Raw genomic sequence first — 24,983 nt, forward strand, 5'->3', positions numbered from 1 at the left:
CGACCTCCTCGAGGTCGGCGCGCAGCCGGTCACCGGCGCCCTGCAGCCACGGCCACTCGCTGGCCCAGTGCGAGACGTCGAGGACGTGCGGCGCCCCGCCGCGGGCACGCTCGCGCAGCTCGGAGACCGGGTGGTGGCGCAGGTCCGCGGTGACGTAGGCGTCGGCGCCGCTGGCGCGGACGGCGTCGAAGAGGCTGTCGCCGCTGCCGCCGCACACCGCGACGCGACGCACGAGCGCGGAGGGGTCGCCCGCGACGCGCACGCCGTGGTGGGTGTACGGCAGCGCCGCGGCGACGACGCCGGCCAGCGCCTCGACCGTCAGGGGCTTGTCGAGCGTCCCCACCCGGCCGAGCCCCCGCGGCGAGGACCACGGCGCGAGCTCGAGGACGTCGAGCGCGGGCTCCTCGTAGGGGTGCGCCGAGCGGACGGCGGCCAGGACCCGCTCGCGCAGGTGGCGCGGGGCGACCATCTCGACGCGCGCCTCGGACCCCGTGTGCCGCTCACCGGGAGTGCCGACGGCCGGGTGCGCACGCTCGCCGGGCGTGAACGTCTGCGTGCCGGTGCCCGTGAACGCGCAGCGCGAGTACTCGCCGATCTCCCCGGCGCCCGCGGCGGACATCGCGTCGACGAGGCGCTCGGCGTCCCCCTCCGGCACGAAGACGACGTGCTTGTCGACAGGGGCGGCCGGCGCCGCGGACAACGGCTGCAGGTCGTCGAGGCCGATGACCCGGGCGAGGGCGTCCGAGACGCCGGGGCGGGCGGAGTCGGCGTTCGTGTGGAGCACGTGCAGGGCGATGCCGGCGCGCACGAGCCGATGCACCACAGCGCCTTTCGGGTCGTCGGCGCGGACCGAGCGCACCGGGCGCAGCAGCAGCGGGTGGTGCACGAGCACCAGGTCGACGCCGAGCTCGACCGCCTCGTCCACGACCTCGGCGACGGGGTCGACGGCCAGCAGGACCGAGCGCACGAGCCGGGTCGGGTCACCGCAGACGAGGCCGACGGCGTCCCACTCCTCGGCGCTCGCGGCGGGGTAGCGGCGCTCGAGGACCTCGAGGAGGTCGGCGAGGGCGACTCCGTTGCTCACGCCATCCATCACCCTCGCACCGTAGCGGGTGGCGACGCAGCGTCATCCCGCCGCGGCGGGGCGTCGGCGGTCGTGACCGGTCCGTGACCGACCGCCCGTCGCCGCTCTCGGGGGACGCCGCTTCACCTCGACGTCGGCGACGACGTCGGGTCCCGAGCGCCTCATCTCCCGACGTCGGCGACGACGTCGGGGGCCGCGCGCCCGGACGGACGAGTCGTGGGGGGGGGGGGGGGGGGGGGGGGGGGGGGGGGGGGGGGGGGGGGGGGGGGGGGGGGGGGGGGGGGGGGAGGTTCTCGAGCGCCGCTACCCCGCCGCGAGCGCCGAGGAGTGGGACGCCGTCGGCCTCGTCTGCGGTGACCCGACCCGGCTCGTGCGCTCGGTCCTGCTGGCCGNCGCCGTCAGATCGTCTGGACCGAGCCCGAGTCGACGCGCAGCGTGGCGCCGTTGACGAAGCTGGCCCGCTCGGAGCAGAGGAAGACGATGGCCGCGGCGACCTCCTCGGGCTCACCGCGACGGCCGAGCTCCATGCCGGGGCGCTCCTCGGCGAGGAAGCTGCGGATGGCCTCGTCGGTGTCCGTGCCGTTCGCGTCGGCGCGCTTGGACATCATCGCGTCGGTCATCGGCGTCGAGATGAAGGCCGGCGCGACGCTGTTCACGAGGATGCCCTCGGACGCGTACGTCTTCGACAGGCCCTTCATGAGCGCGAGGACGCCGGCCTTGGCGGCGCAGTAGGGGATCTCGTCCGCGTACGGCTGGAAGGCGTCCTCGCTGGTGAGCAGGACGATCCGGCCCCACCCCTTCGGCCGCATGCCGTCGATGAACGCCTTGACGGTGCGGACCGGCGACATGAGGTCGGTCTCGACGGTCTTCGTCCAGCCCTCGTCGTCGATCTCGTGGAAGTACCCCTGCGCGCCGGTGATGCCGGCCGCGGCGACGATGATGTCGGGGGCTCCGCGCAGACCCGCCTCGACCTCGCGCTTGAGCGTCGCCACGTCGTCGAGCTTCGTGAGGTCGGCCGCGACCTGCGTCACCTCGCCGGGGAGCTTCGCTGCGGACTCCTTCAGCGAGTCGGCGTCGATGTCGCTGACGGCGACCTGCACGCCCTCCTCGAGGAGCATGCGAGCGGTGTGCCAGCCGATGCCGGAGTCGGCGCCGGTCACGAGGGCGGTCTTGCCGGAGATGCCGAGGTCCATGGGTCCTCCTGGGTCGATGTGCGCCGGACGGCGGCGCCGGGCCGAGCGGTGGGTGCCCGCGAGCTGCGGGCGGGGGACGGCGGGGGCGGGCGCCCGGACCGGGCGGCCCGGCGCGTCCTCGCGGCGACGGTAGGCACGGCACGGCGTCGGCGCCCGACGTGCGCCGGCGGCGCCGCTGTGGCAGGGCTCGTCCCGGGACGCGGCGCGGGTGGGCCCGGCCGGGTTCGAACCGACGACGTCCGCGGTGTAAGCGCGGTGCTCTACCAGCTGAGCTACAGGCCCGGGGCCGGTGGCGGGAGGAGGTCCCGGACGGCACCGAGGGCATCATCCACGCTCCGGGCGCCCACGAGGAACGTCGTGCGCCGGGGCGCGCCCGTGGCGGCGTCGAGGACGCCCCAGGCGGAGCTGGCCGCGCCGTGCGGCCAGAAGTCGGAGAGCACCGGGAAGGGCAGGTCCTCCGCCCGGACCCAGGCCGCGAGCGCCGGCAGGGCGTCGCAGGTGACGGCGACGACCTCGACGCCGTGCGCCCGGAGGTCGGCGTGGCGGTCCCGCAGGTCGCGGACCTCTCGGGTGCAGACCGGTGACGAGGCGAAAGGCAGGAACACGAGCACCAGGCCCCGGCCGGCCGCGGCCTCCCTCACGTCCACGACCCGTCCCGTGGAGGCGACGAGCCGCGGCGTCGGCGGGCCGTCGTCCCCCGGCCGGAGGGTGAGGGCCTCGCCGGGGCCGCGGAGCCGACGGGCGAGCCGCCCCAGCCGCGAGGTGACGGTCAGGCCTTGCGGCTGCGGGTGACGAGGCGGGTGCCGGACCAGTCCTCGGTCACCGCGAGCGTCGACGTGGCGTGCAGGCCGGCCGTGGGCGCGGCGTCGTCGATGTCGGCGGGCTCGACGTGGCCCGGGCGGCCGCTCTTGGGGCTCAGCAGCCAGACGACGCCGTTCTCCGCGAGCGAGGTCAGGGAGTCGACGAGGGCGTCCACGAGGTCGCCGTCGCCGTCGCGCCACCAGAGGAGGACGACGTCGACCGCCTCGACGGCGTCCTCGTCGAGCATCTCCCCGCCGATGGCGTCCTCGACGCCGTCGCGCAGGTCGTGGTCCACGTCCGCGTCGTAGCCCAGCTCCTGCACCACCTGGCCCGCCGTGACGGACAGTCGCCGTGCGGCTCCGCCCGCTGCCGCGGCGTCCGCGCTCTCAGCCACCGTCGTGCCCCACCCCTCGTCGTCGTCCCTGGTCGTCGTGCCGGTCGACCCTCCACGGGCCCCGGGCCCGGTGGGGCCCGATCGGTCGGACGCGACCGTAGTGCACGGGTCCACGCCGGGTCCCGTGCCGCCGCACCCTCGGCCGCGCCGACCGGCGGTGCCTACAGTCGGCCGGTGGTCCCTCCCGCTGCAGGACAGTCACCCGCCGGCGGCAGCGGCGCCGTCGAGGTCGTGCGCCTGCGGGTGGACGGCGGGGAGCCCGCACGGGAGCCGCGCCCGGACTCCGTCGCCGTCGAGGAGCCGCTCGAGGTGCGCGTGGCGGGGGCGGCCGTCGTCGTCACCATGCGCACGCCCGGCCACGACGACGACCTGGCGCTCGGCTTCCTCCTCACCGAGGGGCTGCTTCCGGGACCGTCCGCCGTGGCGCGGACCACGGCGTGCGTGGACGAGGGCGTCGACGGCGAGCCCCTCGTCGGGTCCCTGGAGCTGGCGCTCGCCGACGGCGTCCCCGTGCCCGACCTCGAGGGGCGGCGCACCTTCGGGATGACGTCGGCGTGCGGCGTCTGCGGGTCGGCGAGCGTCGACGCCGTCCGCGCGCGGACGGGGGCCAACCTGTGGCGGGACGACGTCGTCGTCGACGCGGCCGTGCTCGCGGGGCTGCCCGACCGGCTGCGGGAGGCCCAGCGCGTCTTCGCCCGCACCGGTGGGCTGCACGCCGCCGGCCTGGCCGGGGCGGACGGCGAGCTGCTCGTCGTCCGCGAGGACGTCGGCCGCCACAACGCCGTCGACAAGGTCCTCGGGTGGGCGGCGCGCGAGGTCGGCTGGCCGCTCACCGGCCACGTCCTGGTCGTCAGCGGCCGCGCGTCCTTCGAGCTGGCCCAGAAGGCCTGGATGGCGGGGGTGCCCGTGCTCGCCGCCGTCTCGGCGCCGTCGTCGCTCGCCGTGCAGCTCGCCCGGGAGGCCGGGATGACGCTCGCCGGCTTCGTCCGCCCCCCGACCCTCAACCTCTACGCCGGCGCCCACCGCGTCCGCGTCCACGGCCTCGCGGGGGACGAGTAGTCGTCGACGTACGGCCCCACGGGCCCACCGGCGACGAGACGTCGTCGAGGTCGGGCGCGCGCCCGGGGTCAACCGGGGAGGAAGGACAGGCGCACGCGGCGGTCGGCGTTGTCGACGTTGGTGTCGACGAGGCAGACGCTCTGCCACGTGCCCAGCGCCGGGCGCCCCCGCAGGACGGGGACGACGAGCGAGGGGCTCACCAGGGCGGGCAGCACGTGGTCGCGGCCGTGGCCCGGCGAGCCGTGGGCGTGGCGCCACCCCCGTTCCTGCGGCCCGGCCGACGGCAGCACCTGCGCGAGGGCGCGCAGCAGGTCCTCGTCGGAGCCCGCGCCGGTCTCCAGCACGGCCAGGCCCGCCGTGGCGTGCGGGACGAAGACCGAGAGCAGCCCGTCCCCCGCCTCCCAGCCGTCGAGGGCGTCCTGCACCTGCGCGGTGAGGTCCACCACGCGCTGCTCCCCACCCGTGCGCACCGCCAGCTCGGTCGTCTCCATGCCCCGATGACAGCAGCGGGCCGGTCCCGACGCACGCCCGCGGCCGACGCCCGCGTCGCACGTCCGTGTCGCACGTCCGTGTCGCACGTCCGTGTCACACGTCCGTGTCGCACGTCCGTGTCGCACGTCCGGGGACCTGATGTGACGCCGCACCGCCCGGCGCGCGAGGATGGTCGTGCCGTGGGCGACCCCTGCCCCGCGGTGTGCGGCCGATCGGGCCGCGGCCGGACCGCCGGGGCACGCGCCCGGGCGGCGAGCGAGACGGAGCACCCCAGTGGCAGGACGCGACGACGCCGGTCCGACCCGGAGCGGCATGCCCTCCCAGGTCCCCGACATCGACCCGGAGGAGACCCAGGAGTGGGTCGACTCGCTCGACGGCGCCGTCGACGAGGGCGGCCGCACCCGGGCCCGGTACCTGATGTCGGTGCTTCAGGACCGCGCCCGCGAACGGGGCGTCGGCGTCCCCACCCCGGTGACGAGCGACTACGTCAACACCATCGGGCCGGAGCAGGAGCCCTGGTTCCCCGGTGACGAGGAGGTCGAGCGCCGCTACCGCGCCTGGCTGCGGTGGAACGCCGCGATCATGGTCCACCGGGCGCAGCGGCCCGAGGTCGGCGTCGGCGGCCACATCTCGAGCTACGCCTCGTCCGCGACGCTCTACGAGGTCGGCTTCAACCACTTCTTCAAGGGCCACGAGGGCGGCACGCCCGACCAGGTCTACATCCAGGGCCACGCCTCCCCCGGCGTCTACGCCCGCGCGTTCCTCGAGGGTCGGCTCTCCGAGACCGACCTCGACGGCTTCCGCCAGGAGCTGACGGCGAAGGGCCGCGGGCTGCCGAGCTACCCGCACCCGCGGCTGATGCCGGACTTCTGGGAGTTCCCGACGGTGTCGATGGGCCTCGGCCCGATGAACGCCATCCACCAGGCGCAGTCCAACAAGTACCTCACCGCCCGCGGCATCAAGGACGTCTCCGCGAGCCACGTGTGGGCCTTCCTCGGCGACGGCGAGATGGACGAGCCCGAGAGCCGCGGCCTGCTGCAGATCGCCGCGAACGAGAACCTCGACAACCTGACGTTCGTCGTCAACTGCAACCTGCAGCGCCTGGACGGCCCGGTGCGCGGCAACGGGAAGATCATCCAGGAGCTGGAGAGCTTCTTCCGCGGCGCCGGCTGGAACGTCATCAAGGTGCTGTGGGGCCGCGAGTGGGACCCGCTGCTGGCGGCCGACTCCGGCGGCGCCCTGGTCAACGTCATGAACCAGACGCGCGACGGGGACTACCAGACCTTCAAGGCCGAGTCCGGGGCCTACGTGCGCGAGCACTTCTTCGGCCAGGACCCGCGCACCCGCAAGCTCGTCGAGGGCTACTCCGACGACCAGCTGTGGGGCCTCAAGCGCGGCGGGCACGACTACCGCAAGGTCTACGCGGCCTACAAGGCGGCGGTCGAGCACACCGGACAGCCGACCGTCGTCCTCGCGAAGACGGTCAAGGGCTACGGGCTCGGCTCGCACTTCGAGGGCCGCAACGCCACGCACCAGATGAAGAAGCTGACGATGGACGACCTCAAGGCGTTCCGCGACAGCCTCCGCATCCCGATCTCCGACGAGCGCCTCGAGCAGGACCTCTACAACCCGCCCTACTACCACCCGGGCGAGGACGCCGAGGAGATCCAGTACCTGAAGGAGCGCCGGCAGAAGCTCGGGGGCCCCCTGCCGGCGCGGCGGACGACGCCGCACACGGCGATCGAGATGCCCGGCGACGACGCCTACAAGGTCCTCAAGCGCGGCTCCGGCAAGCAGACGATCGCGACGACGATGGCCTTCGTCCGTCTGCTCAAGGACCTCATGCGCGACAAGGAGCTGGGCCGCCGGGTCGTCCCGATCATCCCGGACGAGGCCCGCACGTTCGGGATGGACTCGTTCTTCCCGACGGCGAAGATCTACAACCCGGGCGGGCAGAAGTACCAGTCCGTGGACCGCGAGCTCATGCTGTCCTACAAGGAGTCCGAGTCCGGCCAGATCCTGCACCTGGGGATCAACGAGGGCGGCTCCCTCGCCGCCTTCACCGCCGCCGGGTCCGCCTACGCCACGCACGGCGAGGCGATGATCCCGGTCTACGTCTTCTACTCGATGTTCGGCTTCCAGCGCACCGGCGACAGCCTGTGGGCCGCGGGCGACCAGATGGCGCGGGGCTTCCTGCTGGGCGCCACCGCCGGTCGGACGACGCTGACGGGCGAGGGGCTGCAGCACGCCGACGGGCACTCCCCGCTGCTCGCGTCCACCAACCCCGCGGTCGTCTCCTACGACCCGGCGTACGGCTACGAGATCGGCCACGTCGTGCGGGCCGGCCTCGAGCGCATGTACGGCGACGGGCCGAGGGGGACCGACGCGGCGGGGCACGACGTGGACCCGAACGTCATGTACTACCTCACGGTCTACAACGAGCCGATGGTCCAGCCGGCCGAGCCGGACGACGTGGACGTCGAGGGCATCCTCAAGGGGATGCACCTCGTCAGCCGCGGGCACGAGGGCGACCGTCCGCGGGTCCAGCTGCTCGCCTCGGGCGTCGGCGTGCCGTGGGCGCTGGAGGCGCAGGAGCTCCTCGGCAGCGACTTCGGCGTGGACGCGGACGTGTGGTCGGTGACGTCGTGGGGCGAGCTGCGCCGCGACGGCCTCGCCTGCGACGCATGGGTCTTCGACCACCCGCAGGCCTCGGCCGACGACGCCCCCGTGCCCTACGTGACGCAGCGGCTGCGGGGGCAGACGGGTCCCGTCGTCGCCGTGAGCGACTACATGCGGGCCGTGCAGGACCAGATCCGCCCGTGGGTCGAGGAGGACTACACCGTCCTCGGCACCGACGGCTTCGGCCTCTCGGACACGCGTCCTGCGGTCCGACGGCACTTCCACGTCGACGGCCCCTCGATGGCCTACCAGGCGCTCGTGCGTCTCGCGGCCCGCGGCGAGGTCGACAAGGACGTGCCGGCGAAGGCCTACGCGACCTGGCGCCTGGACGACCCGAGCGCCGGCACCTCGGGGAGCACCGAGGGCGCCGACGCCTGAGCACGGCCCCGACGCGACGGAGGGGCGCCACCCCGCGGGGTGGCGGCCCTCCGTCGTCGGCGAGCGGGGTGGCTCAGCGGGCGGGCGAGCCCTCCGCACCGGCGATGACCCGCTCGAGCTCGGCCTGGACGACCTCGACCCGCGCGGAGTCGGGGTGCAGCGACATCGCCTCGAGGTGACGGCGGGCCTCGCTGACGCGACCGGCCTCCACCGCGGCGTGCACGAGCTGGACCCCGGCGTCGATGCGGTGCTCGCGCGGGCGCCAGTGACCCACCCCGAGCCCGAGGGCGTCCCCCGGGAGCCCTTCCTCGCGCAGGATCGACAGGGCCTGCGCCAGGGCACCGCCGGTCGCGTCCCGCTCGGCCGCCGTCGCCAGCCGTCGCATCGCGCCCTCGCGGTCGTCGTGGATCGACAGGCGTCCGAGCTCGAGCAGCGGGTACCAGGCCCTGCTGCTGCCGGCCATCTCCTCCGCCAGGGCCCACACGGCGTCGTCCTCGGCACGGCGCGGGTCGCCCTCGGCGTGGTTCTCCGCGGCCCGACGACGCACGATGCCGGCCAGCTCGACGAAGGCGCTCTCGTCGTTGGGGTCCTCGTGCAGCCGTGCCCTCAGCGCGTCCTCGCGCCGGTCGTCCGGGTGCCCGTGGCCCGACGACCGCTTGGCCACCGGGTCCACGCGGCGCAGCGCCGGCTTGATGCTCTCCGGCGCGCTGCGCGCGACGCGGCGGCGCAGCTTCTCCAGCAGGCTCATGCGGTCCTTCCGTCGGGGTGTCGGACCGCGCGGTCGTGCTGGCGCCGGACCTCCGGACGCTCCCGACCATAGCCCTGCGCCCCTCCCCGGGCACGCCGCCGCGGGCCGCGGCGGCGGTCACGGTCCGGGCACGGGTCCTCGGGGCCCGGGGAGGACGGGCGCTCGTACGATCACCGCCGTGGACGACGCCGGTGCCCCCGCTCGGCACGCGCCCACGACCGACCCCGCGCCCACGACCGACCCCGCGACCGCGGACCGGGGAGGGGCGCGCACCCGCCGCCCGGAGCCGTCCGCCGACGACGTCGCCCGGCTGCGCGCCGCGACGGGGCTGCTGTCCACCGCGGCGCTGCGGCACCTCGACGAGACCCTGCCCTGGTACGGGGCCATGCCGGCGCAGGACCGCTCCTGGGTCGGCCTGGTCGCCCAGGCCGGCATCGGCGCCTTCACCACGTGGTACTCCGACCCGGACGCCGACGCCTCGCTCGCCATCACCGCGGACGTCTTCGGCAGCGCCCCCCGCGAGCTCACCCGCGCGGTGACGCTCGGCCAGACGCTGGAGCTCGTGCGGGCCGCCGTCGACGTGGTCGAGGACCACGTCGACGTCGTCGCCGCCCCGGGCCGCGAGCAGCACCTGCGCGAGGCGGTGCTGCGGTACTCGCGCGAGGTCGCCTTCGCCGCGGCCCGCCTGTACGCCGGCGCCGCGGAGGCCCGCGGCGCCTGGGACGCCCGCCTTGAGGCGCTCGTCGTCGACGCCGTCGTGCGCGGCGACGTCGACGACGCCGTCCGCTCGCGGCTGTCGGCCCTCGGCTGGGGACGACCCTCCGCCGTGGCCGTGGTCGTCGGCTCGGCGCCGGCCGGCAACCCCGAGGACGTCGTGGCCCGGCTGCGCCGCGCCGCCCGCGGCTCGGCCGACGACGCGCTCGTCGGCCTCCAGGGCGAGCGCCTCGTCGTCCTCCTCGGGCTCAGGTCGAGCCGGCGCCGGGGCGGTGACGTCGACGCCGAGGTGTCCGTGCCGCCCGGGACGCCACCGGTGGACCTGCGGGCCGCGACGACCGTCCTCGCCCGGTTCTTCGGCCCCGGGCCGGTGGTCGTCGGCCCGGCGGTGCCCGACCTCGCGTCGGCGGGCATCTCGACCCGCGCGGCGCTGTCGGGGCTCGCGGCGGCCCGCGCCTGGCCGGGGGCGCCCCGACCCGTGCTCGCCGACGAGCTGTGGCCCGAGCGCGTGCTCTCCGGCGACGTCCGCGCCCGCCGCGCCGTCCTCGACGCGGTCTACCGGCCGCTCGTCGCGGCGGCCGGCAGCCTCGCCCAGACCGTCTCGACCTACCTGGAGCACGGCCGCTCGCTCGAGGCGACCGCCCGGCTCCTGTTCGTGCACCCCAACACCGTCCGGTACCGGCTGCGCAAGGTCGTCGACGTCACCGGCTGGGACGCGACGCACCCGCGGGACGCCCTCGTCCTCCAGGTGGCGCTCGTGGTCGGGGCCCTCGCCGACGGTCCGCCGGGGCGCGCCCCGGACTCCTGAGCCCGCGGACGACGGGCAGCGACCCTCCTTGTGCACGGAGCGCACCGAGACGTCGACGCTCGGTCACCGGATGGTCACCGGTGCGACGGCGGCCGTTGTAGGAGTCCTCCAAAGTCTCCGGGGTGGTGCTGTCGGCGTCGGCACCGTCGGCCCTCGCCCGCGCGGAGCAGGGTCGGTGCCGTGCTCGTCATCGCCTGCCCCGGCCAGGGGTCCCAGACCCCGGGCTTCCTCGCCCCGTGGCTGGAGGTCCCCGGCTTCGCCGACCGCCTGCACTGGCTGTCGGCCGTGTCGGGCCTGGACCTGGAGACGCACGGCACCACGTCGGACGCCGAGACGATCCGGGACACGGCGGTGGCCCAGCCCCTCCTCGTCGCGAGCGGGCTGCTGTCCCTCCTCTCGCTCTTCCCGCAGCCGGCGGACGCCTTCTCGGTCGTGGGACTGGGCGCGGGCCACAGCGTCGGGGAGATCACGGCGGCGGCCGCGGCCGGCGTCGTCTCCGCCGAGCAGGCGATGGTCCTCGTCCGTGAGCGCGGCCGCGGCATGGCCGCCGCCAGCGCCGCGGCGCCGACGGGCATGAGCGCCGTCGTCGGCGGGGACGCCGACGAGGTCGCCGCGACGCTGGGGCGCCACGGCCTCGTGGCCGCGAACGCCAACGGGGCGGTCCAGGTCGTCGCCGCGGGCACGCTCGAGCAGCTCGCCGCCCTGCGGGAGGACGCCCCCGCCCGCGCCCGCGTGATCCCCCTGCAGGTCGCGGGCGCCTTCCACACCGAGCACATGGCGCCCGCCGTCCCCGAGCTGGAGCGCCTCGCCCGCGCCGTCACGACGCACGACGCCCGCGTGCTGCTGGCCTCCAACGCCGACGGGACCGTCCTGCACGACGGCCAGGAGGTGCTCTCGCGCATCGTCGCCCAGGTCGCCCGTCCCGTGCGGTGGGACCTGTGCCAGCAGACCTTCGCCGACCGCGGGGTCACCGGCCTCCTCGAGGTGCCCCCCGCCGGGACGCTGGCGAACCTGGCGAGGCGCTCCCTGCCCGGGGTCGAGACCTTCGCGCTCAAGACACCCGACCAGCTCGACGACGCCCGCGCCTTCGTCGCCCGCCACGGCGAGCGCAGCACGGTGACCACGTCGCCCACGTGGCGCCTCGTCGTCGCCCCCGCCAAGGGCGTCGTGCGGGTGCAGGGCCCGCGCGAGGAGGGCGCCCGCGTCGACGCGGGCGCGGTCGTCGCCCGCGTCGAGGGGCTGCGCGACGGCCACGACGCCAGCGCCCCGCACGGCGGCACGGTCGTCGAGTGGCTCGTCGAGGACGGCGACCCGGTCGCGCCCGGCCAGCCCCTCGTCCGCCTGCACCCCGCGGGGGGAGCGGCGTGAGCGTCCCGACGACGGACCAGCCGTCGCCGGGGCGCCGTGTCCCCGTGCTGCGCACCCGCCGCGGTCCCGAGCACACCCGGATCCTCGGCGTCGGCGCCTGGCGGCCCGAGCGGGTCGTGACCAACGAGGAGGTGTGCCAGCACATCGACTCGACGGACGAGTGGATCCGGCAGCGCACCGGGATCGAGCAGCGCGGCTGGGCCGACGCGGAGACCTCCGTCGTCGACATGGCCGTGCACGCGGGGGCCGAGGCCCTCGCCGCGGCGGGCGTGGACGCCGCCGCCGTGGGCGCCGTCATCCTCGCGACCGTCTCGCACCCGTACCAGACCCCCGCGGCCGCCACCCAGGTCGCGGACCGGCTGGGGGCGACACCGGCTGCGGCGTGGGACGTCTCGGCCGGCTGCGCGGCGTTCTGCCACGCGCTGGCGCAGGCCTCGGACCTCGTGCGCGGCGGGACGAGCGAGCACGTGCTCGTCGTCGGCGTGGACAAGCTGAGCGACTTCACCGACCTCTCCGACCGCTCGACCGCCTTCCTGTTCGCCGACGGCGCCGGTGCGGTGGTCGTCGGACCCTCCGACACCCCGGGCATCGGCCCCACCGTCTGGGGCTCGGACGGCTCGCAGTGGGACGTCATCCGCAACCGCACCTCGTGGCTCGAGCACCGTGACGCCGACCCCGCCGCCGTGGAGTGGCCGGCGCTGCAGCAGGAGGGCCAGAAGGTCTTCCGGTGGGCGGTGTGGGCCATGGCGCCGCTGGCCCTGCAGGCGGTGGACGCCGCCGGGATCACCGTCGACGACCTCGCCGCGTTCGTCCCGCACCAGGCGAACATGCGCATCATCGACAAGCTCAGCAGCCAGATCGGGCTGCCCGAGCACGTCGCGGTCGCCCGCGACATCCGGACGACCGGCAACACCTCCGCCGCGTCCGTCCCGCTGGCGATGCACCGGATGCTCGCCGAGGGCCAGGCGCCCTCGGGCGGGCTCGCCCTGCTCATCGGCTTCGGCGCCGGGCTGTCCTACGCGGCCCAGGTCGTCGTCCTGCCGTAGCCCCCTCTCCCCGCCGCGGCGGTGTGCACCGCCGTCGGACCAGGACCACCCGCAGACCAGCACCACCGCAGACCAGCACGACCCCGAGGTGCGCACCCGGCGCGCCGCAGACAAGGAGCACGCACCCATGGCCCAGAGCGAGAACGAGATCCTCGACGGCATCGCCGACCTCGTGAACGAGGAGACCGGACTGCCCAAGGAGTCCGTCGAGATGGACAAGTCCTTCACGGACGACCTCGACATCGACTCGCTGTCGATGACCTCCATCGTCGTCCACGCCGAGGAGAAGTTCGGCGTGACGATCCCGGACGAGGACAGCAAGAACCTGCGCACCGTCCGCGACGTCGTCGCCTACATCCAGCAGGCCCAGGGCTGACACCCCGGGGACGCCCGGCCGGTGACCTCCGGCCGGGCGTGCCCGCAGGCGGCCGTCCCCCGTGGGACGGGCGCCGACCACGAGGACCGCACGGTCCACCGCCACACCGCCGCACCGCCGACCTGGAGGCCCACCGCCATGTCCGAGACGACGCCCCGCCCGAGCAGCGGAGCCGCGTCCTCCGGGGGCCCGGCGGCCGACCGCGCCGTCGTCGTCACCGGGATGGGCGCGACCACGCCGCTCGGCGGTGACGTGCCGAGCACCTGGGAGGCCGCGCTGGCGGGCCGCTCCGGCGCCCGGCCGCTGCCGATGCCCTTCGTGGAGGAGCTCGGGCTCCCCGTCACCTTCGGGGGCACCCTGGCGGTGCCCGCCACCGACGTGCTCCCCCGGCACGAGAGCAAGCGCCTGGACCCCTCGGCGCAGTACGCGCTGGTCGCCGGTCGCGAGGCCTGGCAGCAGGCCGGTGCCCCCGACGTCGACGGCGAGCGCCTCGGGGTGGTCGTCGGCACCGGCATCGGGGGCGTCACGACGCTGATCAACGCCCACGACACCCTCCGCGAGCGGGGCCCCCGCCGCGTGCTGCCGCTGACCGTGCCGATGCTCATGCCCAACGGCGCCGCCGGGGCGCTGTCCATCGAGTTCGGTGCCCGCGCCGGCGCGCACAGCCCCGCCTCCGCGTGCGCCACCGGCGCCGAGGCCATCGCCTACGGCGCGGAGATGATCCGCACCGGCCGTGCCGACGTCGTCATCGCCGGCGGCACCGAGGCGGCCATCCTCGCGCTCCCCATCGCGGCCTTCGCCTCCATGCACGCGCTGTCGCTGCGCAACGACACGCCCGAGACCGCCTCCCGCCCCTACGACGTCACGCGCGACGGGTTCGTCCTCGCCGAGGGCGCCGGCGTCCTCGTCCTGGAGTCGGCCGCGCACGCCGCCGCGCGCGGCGCCGCGGTGCTCGGGTCCGTCGTGGGCGCGGGCATCACCTCCGACGCGCACCACATCGCCGCCCCGGACCCGGAGGGGCTCGGCGCGACACGCGCCATCCGGCTGGCGCTGCAGCAGGCCGGGGCGCAGCCCGGCGACGTCGTCCACGTGAACGCGCACGCCACCTCGACGCCGGTCGGCGACGTGGCCGAGGTCGTGGCGCTGCGCGCCGCGCTCGGGTCGGACCTGGACCGGGTGAGCGTCTCGGCCACCAAGTCCATGACCGGCCACCTGCTCGGCGGCGCCGGCGCGCTGGAGAGCATCTTCTGCCTCAAGGCGCTGGCCGAGGGCCTGGCCCCGCCGACCATCAACGTCACCGAGCTCGACCCGCAGGTGGACCTCGACGTCGTCCTCGACGAGCCGCGGAAGATCGTCACGGGCCCGGACGCGGTGGCGCTCAACAACTCCTTCGGGTTCGGCGGCCACAACGCGGCCCTGGCCCTCACCGGCCCGACCTCTGGAGGCGCGGCATGACCGCCGTCACGTCCCGTCCGCCTGACGCCGCCCCTGACCAGGGAGGCGGCGAGGTGGACCCCAAGGACCCGATGCACCGCCTGCGGACCCTCTTCGACGCGGGCACCGTCGAGGCCCTCACCCCGGCGGACGACTCCGGGATGCTCGCCGCGACCGGGCTCGTCGACGGCTCCCCCGCCGTCGCCTTCGCCTGCGACGCGCGCGTGCAGGGCGGCGCCATGGGCGCCGCGGGCAGCCGCGTCGTCCTCGCCGCGTACGAGCGCGCGCTGGCGGACGAGGTGCCCGTCGTGGGCGTGTGGCACTCGGGCGGGGCACGCCTGCGCGAGGGCGTCGTCTCCCTCGACGCCTTCGGGGCCGTCTTCGCCGTGATGACGCGCGCCTCCGGCGTCGTGCCGCAGATCTCCGTCGTCGTCGGCCCGGCAGCCGGCGGGGCCGCGTACGGCCCCGCGCTGACCGACGTCGTCGTCCTGGCGCCCGAGGGGCGCGTGTTCGTGACCGGGCCCGACGTCGTCCGCTCGGTCACGGGCGAGGACGTGGACGCCGCGCGCCTCGGGGGCCCCGAGCCGCACGGGCGGCGCTCCGGCGTCGTCCACGTCGTCGCCGAGTCGCAGGACGGCGCCTACGCCCAGGCGCGCAAGCTCGTGCACCTGCTCGGGGCGCAGGGCGCCATGGACGTCGACGGCGTGGCCGAGCGCGACCTGTCGGCGCACCTGCCGGAGAACGTCCGGCGCGCCTACGACGTCCACCCCCTGGTCGACGACCTGCTCGACTCCCCCGCCGGCCACGGCGCGGACCAGGGCTCGCTCGAGCTGCACCCGCGCTGGGCGCCCAACGTCGTCACCACGCTGGGGCGCATGGGCGGGCGGACCGTCGGCGTCGTCGCCAACAACCCGCTGCGCCTCGGGGGGTGCCTCGACTCCTCCTCCGCGGAGAAGGCGGCGAGGTTCGTGCGGCTCTGCGACTCCCTCGGCATCCCGCTGGTCGTCGTCGTCGACGTGCCCGGCTACCTGCCGGGCGTCGGCCAGGAGTGGGACGGGGTCGTGCGCCGCGGGGCCAAGCTGCTGCACGCCTTCGCCGAGTCCGTCGTGCCGCGCGTGACGCTCGTGACCCGCAAGACCTACGGGGGCGCCTACATCGCGATGAACTCGCGCTCGCTCGGCGCGACGCGCGTCTTCGCGTGGCCGACGTCCGAGGTCGCCGTCATGGGCGCCGTCGCGGCCGTGCGGATCCTGCACCGGCGCCGCCTCGCCGAGGTCCCGGCGGACGCCAGGGCGCAGGTCGAGACCGAGCTCGCCGCCGAGCACGAGAAGCTCTCCGGCGGCCTGGCGCGCGCCGTGGAGATCGGCGTCGTCGACGAGGTCGTCGAGCCGGTGGCCACCCGCACGGCGCTCGCCACGGCGATCTCCGGGGCCCCGCAGCGCCGCGGCCGGCACGGCAACATCCCGCTGTAGCCCCTCCCCCGCGACGGGACGTCGTCGCCGTGCCGGACGGCGAGCGCTGCCACCGCGAGAAGTCGTCGAAATGCGGGGGGAGGCGGAGGGTTCCGGTGCTGGTGAGCCCGCTCAGCCGACGCGGTGCAGCCAGCGGACGGGGGCGCCGTCGCCGGCGTAGCGGAAGGGCTCGAGCTCGTCGTCCCAGGCGGTGCCGAGGGCGAGCTCGAGCTCGGCCCGCACGTCGGCCGCCGACTCCACGGAGCACTCGAGCGCCGCGCGGACACGGTCCTCCGGGACGAGGACGTTGCCGTGGACGTCGGTGACGGCGTGGAAGATGCCGAGCTCGGGCGTGTGGCTCCAGCGCCCGCCGTCGACGCCCTGGCTGGGCTCCTCGGTGACCTCGTAGCGCAGGTGCGCCCACCCGCGCAGCGCGGACGCCAGCCGGGCGCCCGTGCCCTGCTCGGCCTGCCACGACATCTCGGTGCGGTAGGAGCCGGGGGCGACGGGCTGCTCGATCCAGTCCATCGAGGCGGACACGCCGACGACCCCGCCGGCCGCCCACTCGACGTGGGGCAGCAGCGCGCGGGGCGCGGAGTGCACGAAGAGGACTCCGCGCGTCAGTGCTCCGGGCATGTCTGACCCTCCTGGTGTCGGTGTGCGAGGTGCGTCTTCCCCAACGTCCTCGATCACCGGCGCAGGCGGCCGTCGTGCCGGACGGCGCAGAGCCGTCGCGCGCAGGATGCCAGACGTCGGGCCCGGCTGCCAGCCCCTGCCGCGCAGCGGGTCCGGGCGCGCCGCCCGGCGTCCGCGCCCGAGCCGCCGACACCGACGGCACCACGGACGACACCACGGACGGCACCACCGCCGGCACGACGCCGGACCGCCGCGCACCGGGCCGGGGGCGCACCATGGTCCGGTGAGCCCTGCGCAGCACCCGCGCCGCCCGACCTTCCTCGGGCCCCGCGCGATGGACAGCCTCGAGAGCCCCGGCGACCCGACGTCGCGGGACGCGGCGGCGCACGCGACGGCCCGCCTGCTCGTCGAGGGGGCGCAGAGCTCCGGCGACGCCGAGGTCGCCGCCCGGCTCGTGCGGCTCGCGGACGAGCAGGGGCTGGAGCTGCTCGCCGAGCTGTGGGCCGACGCGCCCCCGGAGTCGCTCCCCGGGGCGCTGTGGCGGCTGTACGTGCTGCGGCAGTGGGTGCACGCCGCCCCGTCGGAGGCCTCGCGGCAGTTCGACGAGGGTCGGCGCCGCGCGCCCGTCCTCGAGGCCGTCGCCGGCGTGGCCGACCCGCCGGGACCCGACGAGGTGCGCCAGCAGGTGGACGCCGTCCTCGCCGGCGTCGCGACGGGCGACTTCGCCGGCACGCTGGAGCGCGCCGCGGCCTTCGCGCGCGTGGTCGCCGTCGGCCGAGCCGACCTGGCCGACGACGAGGTGTGGCCGGCCACGGACGCCGACGACGCGGGGCTGACGACGTCGGCCGGCCGCCTCGTGCGCACGGCCGAGCACCTGGAGTCCTGCGCCGGCCGCTGGAGGTCGGGCTCGCTGCTCTGAGGCCGCTCCGACGGTGCCCGCCGGCGACGGACGGGCCCTGGGCCGTCCGCGTGGTCGTCCACCGCTCCCGCCGCCGGCACGACGCCGCCCGTCGTCCGCGGTTACAGTGGTCGGGCGCCGGGCCGCGGTAGCCCCGGGCTCCACATGAAGCCGCTTCGAGCGGCCACGCGCCGAGAGGCGCTCCCGGCCCGGCGCACCTACCTCCGCGGGCGGTCGACCCCGTCCGTCGCGAGACGGTCGAGCACGTCGCGCAGCCACCCCGGCCCCCAGCAGCCCACGTCGAGCCTGTCGCGCAGCCCCCGGTCGGCGGTGACGACCACGACGGCCGCGTCCCCGGCGTCGGCCCCGGCCAGCTCCCGCACCAGCTCGACCACGGCGTCGTCGCCCGAGCCGGGGGCGAGGAGCACCTGCACCCGGTGGTCGTCCGTGGTCGTGCCCGCGCCGCGGGCCCTGCCCTCGAGCACGACGGCCACCGCGAGGACGACCCCCGGCACGCCCCCCGGCCCGAGGACGCGGCGCCCCGGCAGCCGGGCGAGGCCGTCCAGCAGCCGCCGGGACGCGCCGGCGCGGTCGCGCCACCAGCCGTCCGGGCGGGAACCGACGACGTTGGCCGCGTCGACGACGAGCACCAGCGGCACCGGTGCACCGGCGTCCTCGACCAGGGCTGCGTCCGTCACGCGGAGCAGCATGGCGCGACGGGCGAGGAGCGCCGGGCGGCCCCGGTCCACGACCGCGACGTCGCCCGCGCGTCGGCCTCGCCGACGGCCACCGCGACGGTCATGCTGACCCCGTGCCCACGCCGCAGGACGACGAGACCGACCGGCCACCGGCAGGCTCCGGGGACGGGGCGGCCGGGCGCGGCCCGGCCGTCCCGACGATCTCCGTCAACGCCGCCGAGCAGGACCCGGACCCGAGCGAGGCGAGCAGCGACCCCACGGCGCGGCAGGCGGCCTCGGACTACGACAACGACCGCGAGGACCTCCCGGGACGCCGCTCGGGCGGCTGAGCCCCTCGGCCCCGCACGGGGCCGGCGCCGCTACCGTCGGCGCGTCCACCGGCCAGGGTGGGACGACCCCGGCCCGGAGGCCCCATGACCAGCACCAGCCGGCGCCGCCGGGCGCGGCCGGACCTCGACGCGGTCGGCGACGTGCTGGCGCCCTTGTCCCCGGACCGCCGTGAGCTGTTCGCCCTGCGGGTGGAGCGGTGGTGGGGGGACGTCCACGACGGGCTCATGGCCGTGCACGCCCCCGAGGACGCCGAGGCCCTCGGACGGAGGCTGCTGCGCTCGGCCGCCACCGCGTACGCGGAGCGCGACCCCGAGCTGCACCGGCTCGACCTGGCGCGCACGCTCGCCCCCGACTGGTTCCAGCGCCCCGAGGTCCTCGGCTACGCCGCCTACGCGGACCGCTTCTCCGGCACGGCGTCCTCCCCCGGCACCCTCGACGGGGTCCGGGAGCGGTTGCCGCTGCTCGAGGAGCTCGGGGTCACGTACCTGCACCTCATGCCGCTGCTGCTCCCCCGCGAGGGCGACAGCGACGGCGGGTACGCCGTCGCCGACTACCGGCGGGTGCGGCCGGACCTCGGGACGACGGACGACCTGAGGGCGCTGGCGCGCGACCTGCGCTCACGGGGCATCAGCCTGGTGCTCGACCTCGTCCTCAACCACGTGGCCCGGGAGCACCCGTGGGCCGTCGCCGCACGCAGCGGCACGGCGGACGAGCGTGCGCACCACCGCCGCTACTTCCACCTCTTCGACGACCGCGCGCTGCCCGACGCCTACGAGCGCTCGCTGCCGGAGGTGTTCCCGGACACCGCTCCTGGCAGCTTCACCTGGGACTCCGAGCTCGGCGCCTGGGTCTGGACGACGTTCAACACCTTCCAGTGGGACCTCGACTGGTCCTGCCCCGACGTCCTCGCCGAGATGGTCGACGTCGTCCTCCACCTCGCCGGGCTCGGTGTCGAGGTGCTGCGCCTGGACGCCGTCGCCTTCCTCTGGAAGCGCCTGGGCACCTCCTGCCAGAACCAGCCGGAGGTGCACGCGCTGACCCAGGTGCTGCGCGCCGTGACGCGCGTGGCGTGCCCCGGCGTGCTGCTCAAGGCCGAGGCGATCGTCGCGCCGACCGACCTCGTGCACTACCTCGGCACGGGGCGGCACGTCGGCCGGGTCAGCGACCTCGCCTACCACAACACCCTCATGGTGCAGGTCTGGTCGATGCTCGCCGCCGGGGACGTCCGTCTGGCGACGACTGCCCTGCAGGCCCTCCCGCCCGTCCCCCCGTCGACGGCGTGGATCACCTACGTGCGCTGCCACGACGACATCGGGTGGGCGGTGGGCGACGACGACGCCGCCGCAGCGGGCCTCGACGGGCACGCGCACCGCTCCTTCCTCTCGGACTGGTACTCCGGCGCCTTCCCCGGCTCGACCGCGACCGGCCTCGTCTTCCAGGAGAACCCGGCGACGGGTGACCGCCGGATCAGCGGCTCGTCCTCCGCCCTCGTCGGGCTGGAGGCGGCCCTCGCGCGCGGCGGCCGCAGCGGCGACGAGGACGTCGACCTCGCCGTCGGCCGCCTGCTGCTGGCGCACGCGCTCGTCCTGGTCTGGGGCGGCGTCCCGGTGCTGTGGATGGGCGACGAGCTCGGCCACCCCGGGGACGCGGGGTGGGCCGGTGAGCCGGGTCACGAGGACGACAACCGCTGGGTGCACCGGCCACGCCTGTCCGAGGAGCTGCTGGCGCAGCGGCACGACCCCTCGACGGTCGCCGGCACCGTGTTCGCCGGCATCCGGCACCTGGCGCGGACGCGGGCGTCGCTGCCGCACCTGCACGCCTCGGTCGCCTCGCAGGTGCTGGACCCGGGCGACCCCGGCGTCCTCGTCGTCCTGCGGGCGCACCCCGAGGGGGACCTGCTGGTGCTGGCGAACGTGACGAGCGGGTGGCGCCCCTTCCCGGCCGAGCGGCTCGCCCACCACGGCGTCGCCGACGCCGTCGACGCGCTCTCGGGGCGCGTCCCCGAGCGGGGCGGCGACGGGCAGCTCTGGCTGCCCCCGTACGGCGTCGTCTGGCTCGTCGCCGACGGCCGCTGAGAGCCTCGGCTCTACGGTTGCGCGCCACCGAGTCTCACCCGTTCGAGGGCGCCGAGAACGGTCAGACCCGGACGACGACGACGTAGCGTCCGACCAGCACGACCCGGAAGACTGACACCAACCACGGGGGAAGACCCATGCGCACGACCCGCCTCGCCATGACCACCGTCCTCGCCGCCGGCCTGCTGGGCGTGGCCGCGCCCGCGCTCGCCGCCGGCGGCAACAACCTCAACTGCTCGGACTTCGACTTCCAGGAAGATGCTCAGGCCGTTCTCGAGCGGGACCCCTCCGACCCCAACCGCCTGGACGAGGGAGGCGTGGTCGGCCTCGCGTGCGAGTCCCTGCCGCGACGCGGGAGCGCGGCCCCCACCGCAGAGACGGGCGTCGACACCACGACGGACCAGATGGCCATGCCCGCCGGCGGGGCGGAGACCGGCGCCGGCGGCACGGCCGGCGGCGTCACCGGGCTCCTGGCGACTGGCGGCCTGCTTGCCGCGGCCGGCGCAGGGGGACTCGTCCTGGTGCGCCGTCGCTCGCAGGCGTGAGGGACACCACGGCCAGTAGGGCAGGTGGGGCTCGAACCCACGACCGGCGGATTATGAGTCCGCTGCTCTGACCGGCTGAGCTACTGCCCCGGGTACGCGGACCTTACCGAGCCCGCGAACCACGAGGTGGCCGCACGAGGACGCCCTCTTCAGCGTCTTCGTGCGGCCACCTCGTCTCCGCCTGCCGCAGCCGGCGCTCGGCGGACGGGTGGCTCAGCGCGACGGCGCGTGCAGCAGCAGCGCCTCGCCCTGCCCGCCGCCGCCGCAGAGCGCGGCGACGCCCGTGCCGCCCCCGCGACGACGGAGCCCGAGGGCGAGGGTCAGCGCCAGCCGGGCCCCCGAGGCCCCGATCGGGTGCCCGAGGGCGATGGCGCCGCCCGCGGTGTTGACCCGGTCCGGGTCGACGCCGAGCTCGCGCACCGAGGCGAGCACGACCGCGGCGAAGGCCTCGTTGATCTCGAGCAGGTCCAGGGCTCTCGGGTCCAGACCCTCTCGGGCGCAGGCCCGCTCGACGGCCCGGGCGGGCTGGCTCTGCAACGTCGAGTCGGGCCCGGCCACGACGCCGTGGGCGCCGATCTCGACCAGCCACGGCAGGCCGGCCGCCTCCGCACGCTCGCGGCGCATGACGACCACGGCCGCGGCGCCGTCCGAGACCGGCGACGCCGACCCGGCGGTGATGGTGCCGTCCGGCCGGAAGGCGGGCGGCAGCGCGGCGAGGGCCTCCGCCGTCGCCCCCGCGCGGACCCCCTCGTCGGCGTCCACGACCAGGGGCTCCCCCCGCCGCTGCGGCACCGGGAGCGGGGCGATCTCCTCGCCGAGGCGGCCGCCCGCCTGCGCCTGCGCCGCGAGGCGGTGGCTGCGGACGGCGACGGCGTCCTGCTCCTCCCGGCTCGACGCGCCGCGGGCGTCGGCAGCACGGGCGGCCTCCTCGACCTCGGTGAGCGCGCCCATCGACACGTCGGCGAAGGCGTCCCGCAGGCCGTCGTGGCTCGTGGCGTCCCGGACGACGGCGTCACCGAAGCGGTAGCCGGCGCGCGCGCCCGGCAGCAGGTGCGGTGCCCCGCTCATCGACTCCATGCCGCCCGCGACGACGACGTCGGCCTCCCCCGCGCGGACGAGCTGGTCGGCGAGGGCGACGGCGCGCAGCCCCGAGAGGCAGACGGCGTTGACGGTGAGCGCCGGGACGGACATCGGCACACCCGCGAGCGCCGCGGCCTGGCGGGCGGGGTTCTGCCCCTGACCGGCCTGGAGGACCTGCCCCAGCACCACCTGGTCGACGTCCTGCGGGCGGACGCCGGAGCGCTCGAGGGCGTGACGCACGGCGTGGGCGCCGAGGTCCACGGCCCGCAGCGGGGACAGCGCGCCCTGCAACCGGCCCATGGGCGTGCGCGCGCCCGCGACCAGGACGGAGACGGGCTCCCGCCGGGTGGCGGACGAGGGTGCGGTCACGGAGCCTCCCGCGGGTGGGGCAGCGCCCGCCCGCCACGGTGCGGGGGGCCGGCCGCGCTGCTCCCGCGGCTGGATTCGAACCAGCAACCGTTCGATTAACAGTCGAATGCTCTGCCGTTGAGCTACGCGGGACGGCACCCGGGCGCAGCGCGTCCGGGCGGTGTCGAGGTTAGCAGGACCACCGGGCGGGCTCGGGCGCCCGTCGGACGCCGGCACCCACCCGCGCGGGGCTCAGGCGCTCTCGGCCCGCAGGCGCTGGAGGGCCGCGGTGAGCGCCGCGGCGCGCGCCCACAGCCCGGCCGCGGCCTCGGCGTCACCGGAGGCCTCGGCGCGCTGGGCACGACCGGTCACCTCGCCGGCCTCGCGCATCAGCCCGCGGAGCTCGAGCTCGCGCAGGGCTGCCGCCGCGAGGCGCCCGGCCCCCTCCCCCGGACGCAGGGCCATCGGCGCGACGGCGAGCTCCTCGACGTACGGCTGGAGCGACTCGCCGGCGGTCTCCCGGACACGCCCGGTCCAGCCGCCGCCCCCCGCCGCCGCGAGACCACCGACCGCGCGCACGACCTCGTGCACGGCCCGGTGCACCGGCACGGCGAAGGCGTCGGCCGGCAGGGCGTCGAAGCGGGCGGCGTCCACGTCGGACGGCGCCTGCAGGACGGCCTGCAGCAGCTCGCGCTCCAGGCGGACGACCGGGTCCCGAGGGTCCGGCGCCGGCGCGTGCACCTCGCGGGGGGCCTGCTCCGGCGCCCCCCGGCCGCCGCGACCGCGCCCCTGCCCCTCCCCGTGGGACGCCGACGAGCGGCCCGCCGGCGCGGCCGGGGCGCGTCCCGCCGCCCCCACCGCACGACGGACCTCCTCGACGTCCATGCCCAGCCAGCCCGACAGGCGGCGCGCGTACTCCGGGCGCAGCGCCGGGTCCTTGATACCGGCGACGACGGGCGCCGCCGCCCGCATCGCCTGCACCCTCCCCTCGGCCGCGTCGAGGTCGAAGCGCTCCAGCGTGCTGCGCAGGGCGAACTCGAACAGCGGCACGCGCGAGGAGACGAGGTCGGCCACGGCCTCGGGGCCGCGCTCGAGGCGCAGGTCGCAGGGGTCGAGCCCCCCGGGCTCGACCGCGACGAACGTCGAGGCGGTGAAGCGCTGGTCCTCCTCGAAGGCCCGCAGCGCCGCCTTCCGGCCCGCCTCGTCGCCGTCGAAGGTGAAGACCACCTCCCCCCGGAAGGCGTCGTCGTCCATGAGCAGCCGGCGTACGGAGCGGATGTGCTCCGGCCCGAACGCCGTCCCGCACGTGGCGACCGCGGTCGGCACGCCCGACAGGTGGCACGCCATGACGTCGGTGTAGCCCTCGACGAAGACCACCTGACGCCGCCGCGCGATCTCGCGCTTGGCGAGGTCGAGGCCGTACAGGACGCTCGACTTGTCGTACAGCGGCGTCTGCGGGGTGTTGAGGTACTTCGGGCCCTGGTCGGACTCCAGCAGCCGCCGGGCGCCGAAGCCGATCGTGGCGCCGGCGACGTCGCGGATCGGCCACACCAGGCGGCCGCGGAAGCGGTCGTAGACGCGGTCCCCCGCCTGCGCACGGCTGACGAGGCCCGCCGTCGCGAGCTCGCCGTCGCTGAAGCCCTTGCCGCGCAGGTGCTTCAGCAGCACGTCCCAGCCCTCCGGGGCGAACCCCGCGCCGAACTGCTCGGCCGCGGCGCGGTCGAAGCCGCGCTCGGCGAGGAAGCGGCGGGCGACCCGCGCGCCCGGCGACCCGAGCTGCTCCGCGAAGAACTCCGCGGTGACGCGGTGCGCGTCGAGCATCCGCTGCCGCGCACCGACGTCCTGGCGCCGGGGACCGCCGCTGCCCTCCTCGTAGCGCAGCTGGACGCCGGCACGCTGGGCGAGGCGCTCGACGGCCTCGGGGAAGGTGAGGTGGTCCAGCTCCTGCAGGAAGCGGAAGACGTCACCTCCGGCGCCGCAGCCGAAGCACTTGTAGAAGCCGACGGCCGGGCGGACGTGGAAGGACGGCGAGCGCTCGTCGTGGAAGGGGCACAGGCCCTTGAGCGAGCCCGCGCCGGCCGGCTTGAGGGTGACGTACTCCCCCACGACCTCGTCGAGCCGCACCTGCTCGCGGACCGCCTCGACGTCCTCGCTGCGGATCCGACCTGGCACGCCCGGAGTCTAGGTCGCGCGACCGAGCGGGCGTCGGCGTCCACAGGCCCCGCCGACGACGCCGACGTCGTCCAGACACCCCTCAACCCGACGTCGGCGACGACGTCGGGGGATGGGGGCGAAGGGGACCCCGCGGACCTCGGGCGCGGTTCAGGCGGTTCAGGCGGTTCAGCCGG

Annotated in this window: 23 protein-coding genes and 3 tRNA genes; 13 read left to right on the plus strand and 13 right to left on the minus strand. The window is 76.3% G+C overall.

Annotation, left to right across the window (positions count from 1 at the left end):
- The coding region (locus WDZ17_RS10300; RefSeq protein ID WP_339575066.1) for a Nif3-like dinuclear metal center hexameric protein at window positions 1-1,084 on the minus strand (1,084 nt) is incomplete at its 3' end.
- Between the two features lie 163 nt (window positions 1,085-1,247).
- Between WDZ17_RS10300 and WDZ17_RS17585 the strand changes: the two genes are divergently transcribed.
- The gene (locus WDZ17_RS17585) at window positions 1,248-1,532 is read left to right on the plus strand and encodes a Nif3-like dinuclear metal center hexameric protein (RefSeq protein ID WP_494516970.1); all 285 of its coding nucleotides are present in this window, start codon (window positions 1,248-1,250) and stop codon (window positions 1,530-1,532) included.
- Here the strand turns inward: WDZ17_RS17585 and WDZ17_RS10305 are convergent.
- The 4 genes from WDZ17_RS10305 to WDZ17_RS10320 form a co-directional block, all read right to left on the minus strand.
- Window positions 1,483-2,277, minus strand: coding sequence for an SDR family NAD(P)-dependent oxidoreductase (locus WDZ17_RS10305; protein ID WP_339575067.1), 795 nt, complete (start codon window positions 2,275-2,277; stop codon window positions 1,483-1,485). The genes WDZ17_RS17585 and WDZ17_RS10305 overlap by 50 nt on opposite strands.
- A gap of 209 nt (window positions 2,278-2,486) precedes the next feature.
- A tRNA-Val gene (locus WDZ17_RS10310) sits at window positions 2,487-2,559 on the minus strand.
- Window positions 2,550-3,089, minus strand: a complete 540-nt coding sequence (locus tag WDZ17_RS10315) for a redoxin domain-containing protein (RefSeq protein WP_339575121.1) — start codon at window positions 3,087-3,089, stop codon at window positions 2,550-2,552. Before WDZ17_RS10315 ends, WDZ17_RS10310 begins: the two co-directional genes overlap by 10 nt.
- Complete coding sequence (locus WDZ17_RS10320) at window positions 3,047-3,472, minus strand: DUF3052 domain-containing protein (protein ID WP_339575068.1); 426 nt, start codon at window positions 3,470-3,472, stop codon at window positions 3,047-3,049. Before WDZ17_RS10320 ends, WDZ17_RS10315 begins: the two co-directional genes overlap by 43 nt.
- 174 nt (window positions 3,473-3,646) lie before the next feature.
- Between WDZ17_RS10320 and fdhD the strand changes: the two genes are divergently transcribed.
- Complete coding sequence (gene fdhD / locus WDZ17_RS10325) at window positions 3,647-4,531, plus strand: formate dehydrogenase accessory sulfurtransferase FdhD (protein ID WP_339575069.1); 885 nt, start codon at window positions 3,647-3,649, stop codon at window positions 4,529-4,531.
- A 68-nt stretch (window positions 4,532-4,599) separates the two neighbouring features.
- Here the strand turns inward: fdhD and WDZ17_RS10330 are convergent, their stop codons facing one another.
- Window positions 4,600-5,022, minus strand: coding sequence for a secondary thiamine-phosphate synthase enzyme YjbQ (locus tag WDZ17_RS10330; RefSeq protein WP_339575070.1), 423 nt, complete (start codon window positions 5,020-5,022; stop codon window positions 4,600-4,602).
- Window positions 5,023-5,335: 313 nt separating this feature from the next.
- Between WDZ17_RS10330 and aceE the strand changes: the two genes are divergently transcribed.
- Complete coding sequence (aceE, locus tag WDZ17_RS10335; RefSeq protein ID WP_339575071.1) at window positions 5,336-8,080, plus strand: pyruvate dehydrogenase (acetyl-transferring), homodimeric type; 2,745 nt, start codon at window positions 5,336-5,338, stop codon at window positions 8,078-8,080.
- Between the two features lie 73 nt (window positions 8,081-8,153).
- On the opposite strand, the gene WDZ17_RS10340 is transcribed toward aceE, so the two are convergent.
- Window positions 8,154-8,828 carry a hypothetical protein gene (locus WDZ17_RS10340; RefSeq protein ID WP_339575072.1) on the minus strand — a complete coding sequence of 225 codons (675 nt, stop codon included), beginning with the start codon at window positions 8,826-8,828 and terminating at the stop codon, window positions 8,154-8,156.
- A 178-nt stretch (window positions 8,829-9,006) separates the two neighbouring features.
- Between WDZ17_RS10340 and WDZ17_RS10345 the strand changes: the two genes are divergently transcribed.
- From WDZ17_RS10345 to WDZ17_RS10370, 6 genes are all read left to right on the plus strand, one after another.
- Window positions 9,007-10,350 (plus strand): PucR family transcriptional regulator, encoded by a 1,344-nt coding sequence (locus WDZ17_RS10345; protein ID WP_339575073.1) that lies wholly within the window; start codon window positions 9,007-9,009, stop codon window positions 10,348-10,350.
- Window positions 10,351-10,530: 180 nt separating this feature from the next.
- The gene (locus tag WDZ17_RS10350; RefSeq protein WP_339575074.1) at window positions 10,531-11,718 is read left to right on the plus strand and encodes an acyltransferase domain-containing protein; all 1,188 of its coding nucleotides are present in this window, start codon (window positions 10,531-10,533) and stop codon (window positions 11,716-11,718) included.
- The gene (locus tag WDZ17_RS10355; RefSeq protein WP_339575075.1) at window positions 11,715-12,764 is read left to right on the plus strand and encodes a beta-ketoacyl-ACP synthase III; all 1,050 of its coding nucleotides are present in this window, start codon (window positions 11,715-11,717) and stop codon (window positions 12,762-12,764) included. Before WDZ17_RS10350 ends, WDZ17_RS10355 begins: the two co-directional genes overlap by 4 nt.
- A gap of 127 nt (window positions 12,765-12,891) precedes the next feature.
- The gene (locus tag WDZ17_RS10360) at window positions 12,892-13,140 is read left to right on the plus strand and encodes an acyl carrier protein (RefSeq protein WP_339575076.1); all 249 of its coding nucleotides are present in this window, start codon (window positions 12,892-12,894) and stop codon (window positions 13,138-13,140) included.
- Window positions 13,141-13,278: 138 nt separating this feature from the next.
- Window positions 13,279-14,595, plus strand: a complete 1,317-nt coding sequence (locus WDZ17_RS10365; protein ID WP_339575077.1) for a beta-ketoacyl-[acyl-carrier-protein] synthase family protein — start codon at window positions 13,279-13,281, stop codon at window positions 14,593-14,595.
- Complete coding sequence (locus WDZ17_RS10370; protein ID WP_339575078.1) at window positions 14,592-16,046, plus strand: acyl-CoA carboxylase subunit beta; 1,455 nt, start codon at window positions 14,592-14,594, stop codon at window positions 16,044-16,046. Before WDZ17_RS10365 ends, WDZ17_RS10370 begins: the two co-directional genes overlap by 4 nt.
- Before the next feature lie 111 nt (window positions 16,047-16,157).
- On the opposite strand, the gene WDZ17_RS10375 is transcribed toward WDZ17_RS10370, so the two are convergent.
- Entirely contained in the window at window positions 16,158-16,661 is a 504-nt protein-coding gene (locus WDZ17_RS10375; protein ID WP_339575079.1) for a DUF3145 domain-containing protein, read from the minus strand.
- A 283-nt stretch (window positions 16,662-16,944) separates the two neighbouring features.
- Here WDZ17_RS10375 and WDZ17_RS10380 point away from each other — a divergent pair, with 283 nt between their 5' ends.
- Window positions 16,945-17,580: a hypothetical protein gene (locus tag WDZ17_RS10380; RefSeq protein ID WP_339575080.1), complete on the plus strand. Its 636-nt coding sequence runs from the start codon at window positions 16,945-16,947 to the stop codon at window positions 17,578-17,580.
- A 197-nt stretch (window positions 17,581-17,777) separates the two neighbouring features.
- Here WDZ17_RS10380 and WDZ17_RS10385 read toward each other — a convergent pair whose 3' ends face one another.
- A complete protein-coding gene (locus WDZ17_RS10385; RefSeq protein ID WP_339575081.1) occupies window positions 17,778-18,257 on the minus strand; it encodes a hypothetical protein in 480 nt (159 codons plus the stop codon).
- 113 nt (window positions 18,258-18,370) lie between these two features.
- Between WDZ17_RS10385 and WDZ17_RS10390 the strand changes: the two genes are divergently transcribed.
- The 3 genes from WDZ17_RS10390 to WDZ17_RS10400 all read left to right on the plus strand — a co-directional run bounded on the left by WDZ17_RS10390 (window position 18,371) and on the right by WDZ17_RS10400 (window position 21,207).
- Window positions 18,371-18,586: a hypothetical protein gene (locus tag WDZ17_RS10390; RefSeq protein WP_339575082.1), complete on the plus strand. Its 216-nt coding sequence runs from the start codon at window positions 18,371-18,373 to the stop codon at window positions 18,584-18,586.
- 84 nt (window positions 18,587-18,670) lie between these two features.
- Window positions 18,671-20,662 carry an amylosucrase gene (locus WDZ17_RS10395; RefSeq protein ID WP_339575083.1) on the plus strand — a complete coding sequence of 664 codons (1,992 nt, stop codon included), beginning with the start codon at window positions 18,671-18,673 and terminating at the stop codon, window positions 20,660-20,662.
- A 137-nt stretch (window positions 20,663-20,799) separates the two neighbouring features.
- On the plus strand, window positions 20,800-21,207 hold the full coding sequence (locus tag WDZ17_RS10400) for a GVDTG sorting domain-containing protein (protein ID WP_339575084.1): 408 nt from the start codon (window positions 20,800-20,802) through the stop codon (window positions 21,205-21,207).
- A 16-nt stretch (window positions 21,208-21,223) separates the two neighbouring features.
- Here the strand turns inward: WDZ17_RS10400 and WDZ17_RS10405 are convergent.
- The 4 genes from WDZ17_RS10405 to dnaG all read right to left on the minus strand — a co-directional run bounded on the left by WDZ17_RS10405 (window position 21,224) and on the right by dnaG (window position 24,807).
- A tRNA-Ile gene (locus tag WDZ17_RS10405) sits at window positions 21,224-21,297 on the minus strand.
- Between the two features lie 123 nt (window positions 21,298-21,420).
- Window positions 21,421-22,656 (minus strand): acetyl-CoA C-acyltransferase, encoded by a 1,236-nt coding sequence (locus WDZ17_RS10410; protein WP_339575085.1) that lies wholly within the window; start codon window positions 22,654-22,656, stop codon window positions 21,421-21,423.
- Window positions 22,657-22,716: 60 nt separating this feature from the next.
- A tRNA-Asn gene (locus WDZ17_RS10415) sits at window positions 22,717-22,788 on the minus strand.
- Between the two features lie 99 nt (window positions 22,789-22,887).
- Window positions 22,888-24,807 carry a DNA primase gene (dnaG, locus tag WDZ17_RS10420; protein ID WP_339575086.1) on the minus strand — a complete coding sequence of 640 codons (1,920 nt, stop codon included), beginning with the start codon at window positions 24,805-24,807 and terminating at the stop codon, window positions 22,888-22,890.
- Window positions 24,808-24,983 lie beyond the last annotated feature (176 nt).

It is taken from the genome of Pseudokineococcus basanitobsidens (genome assembly GCF_037482545.1).
Classification (GTDB): Bacteria; Actinomycetota; Actinomycetes; order Actinomycetales; family Quadrisphaeraceae; genus Pseudokineococcus; species Pseudokineococcus basanitobsidens.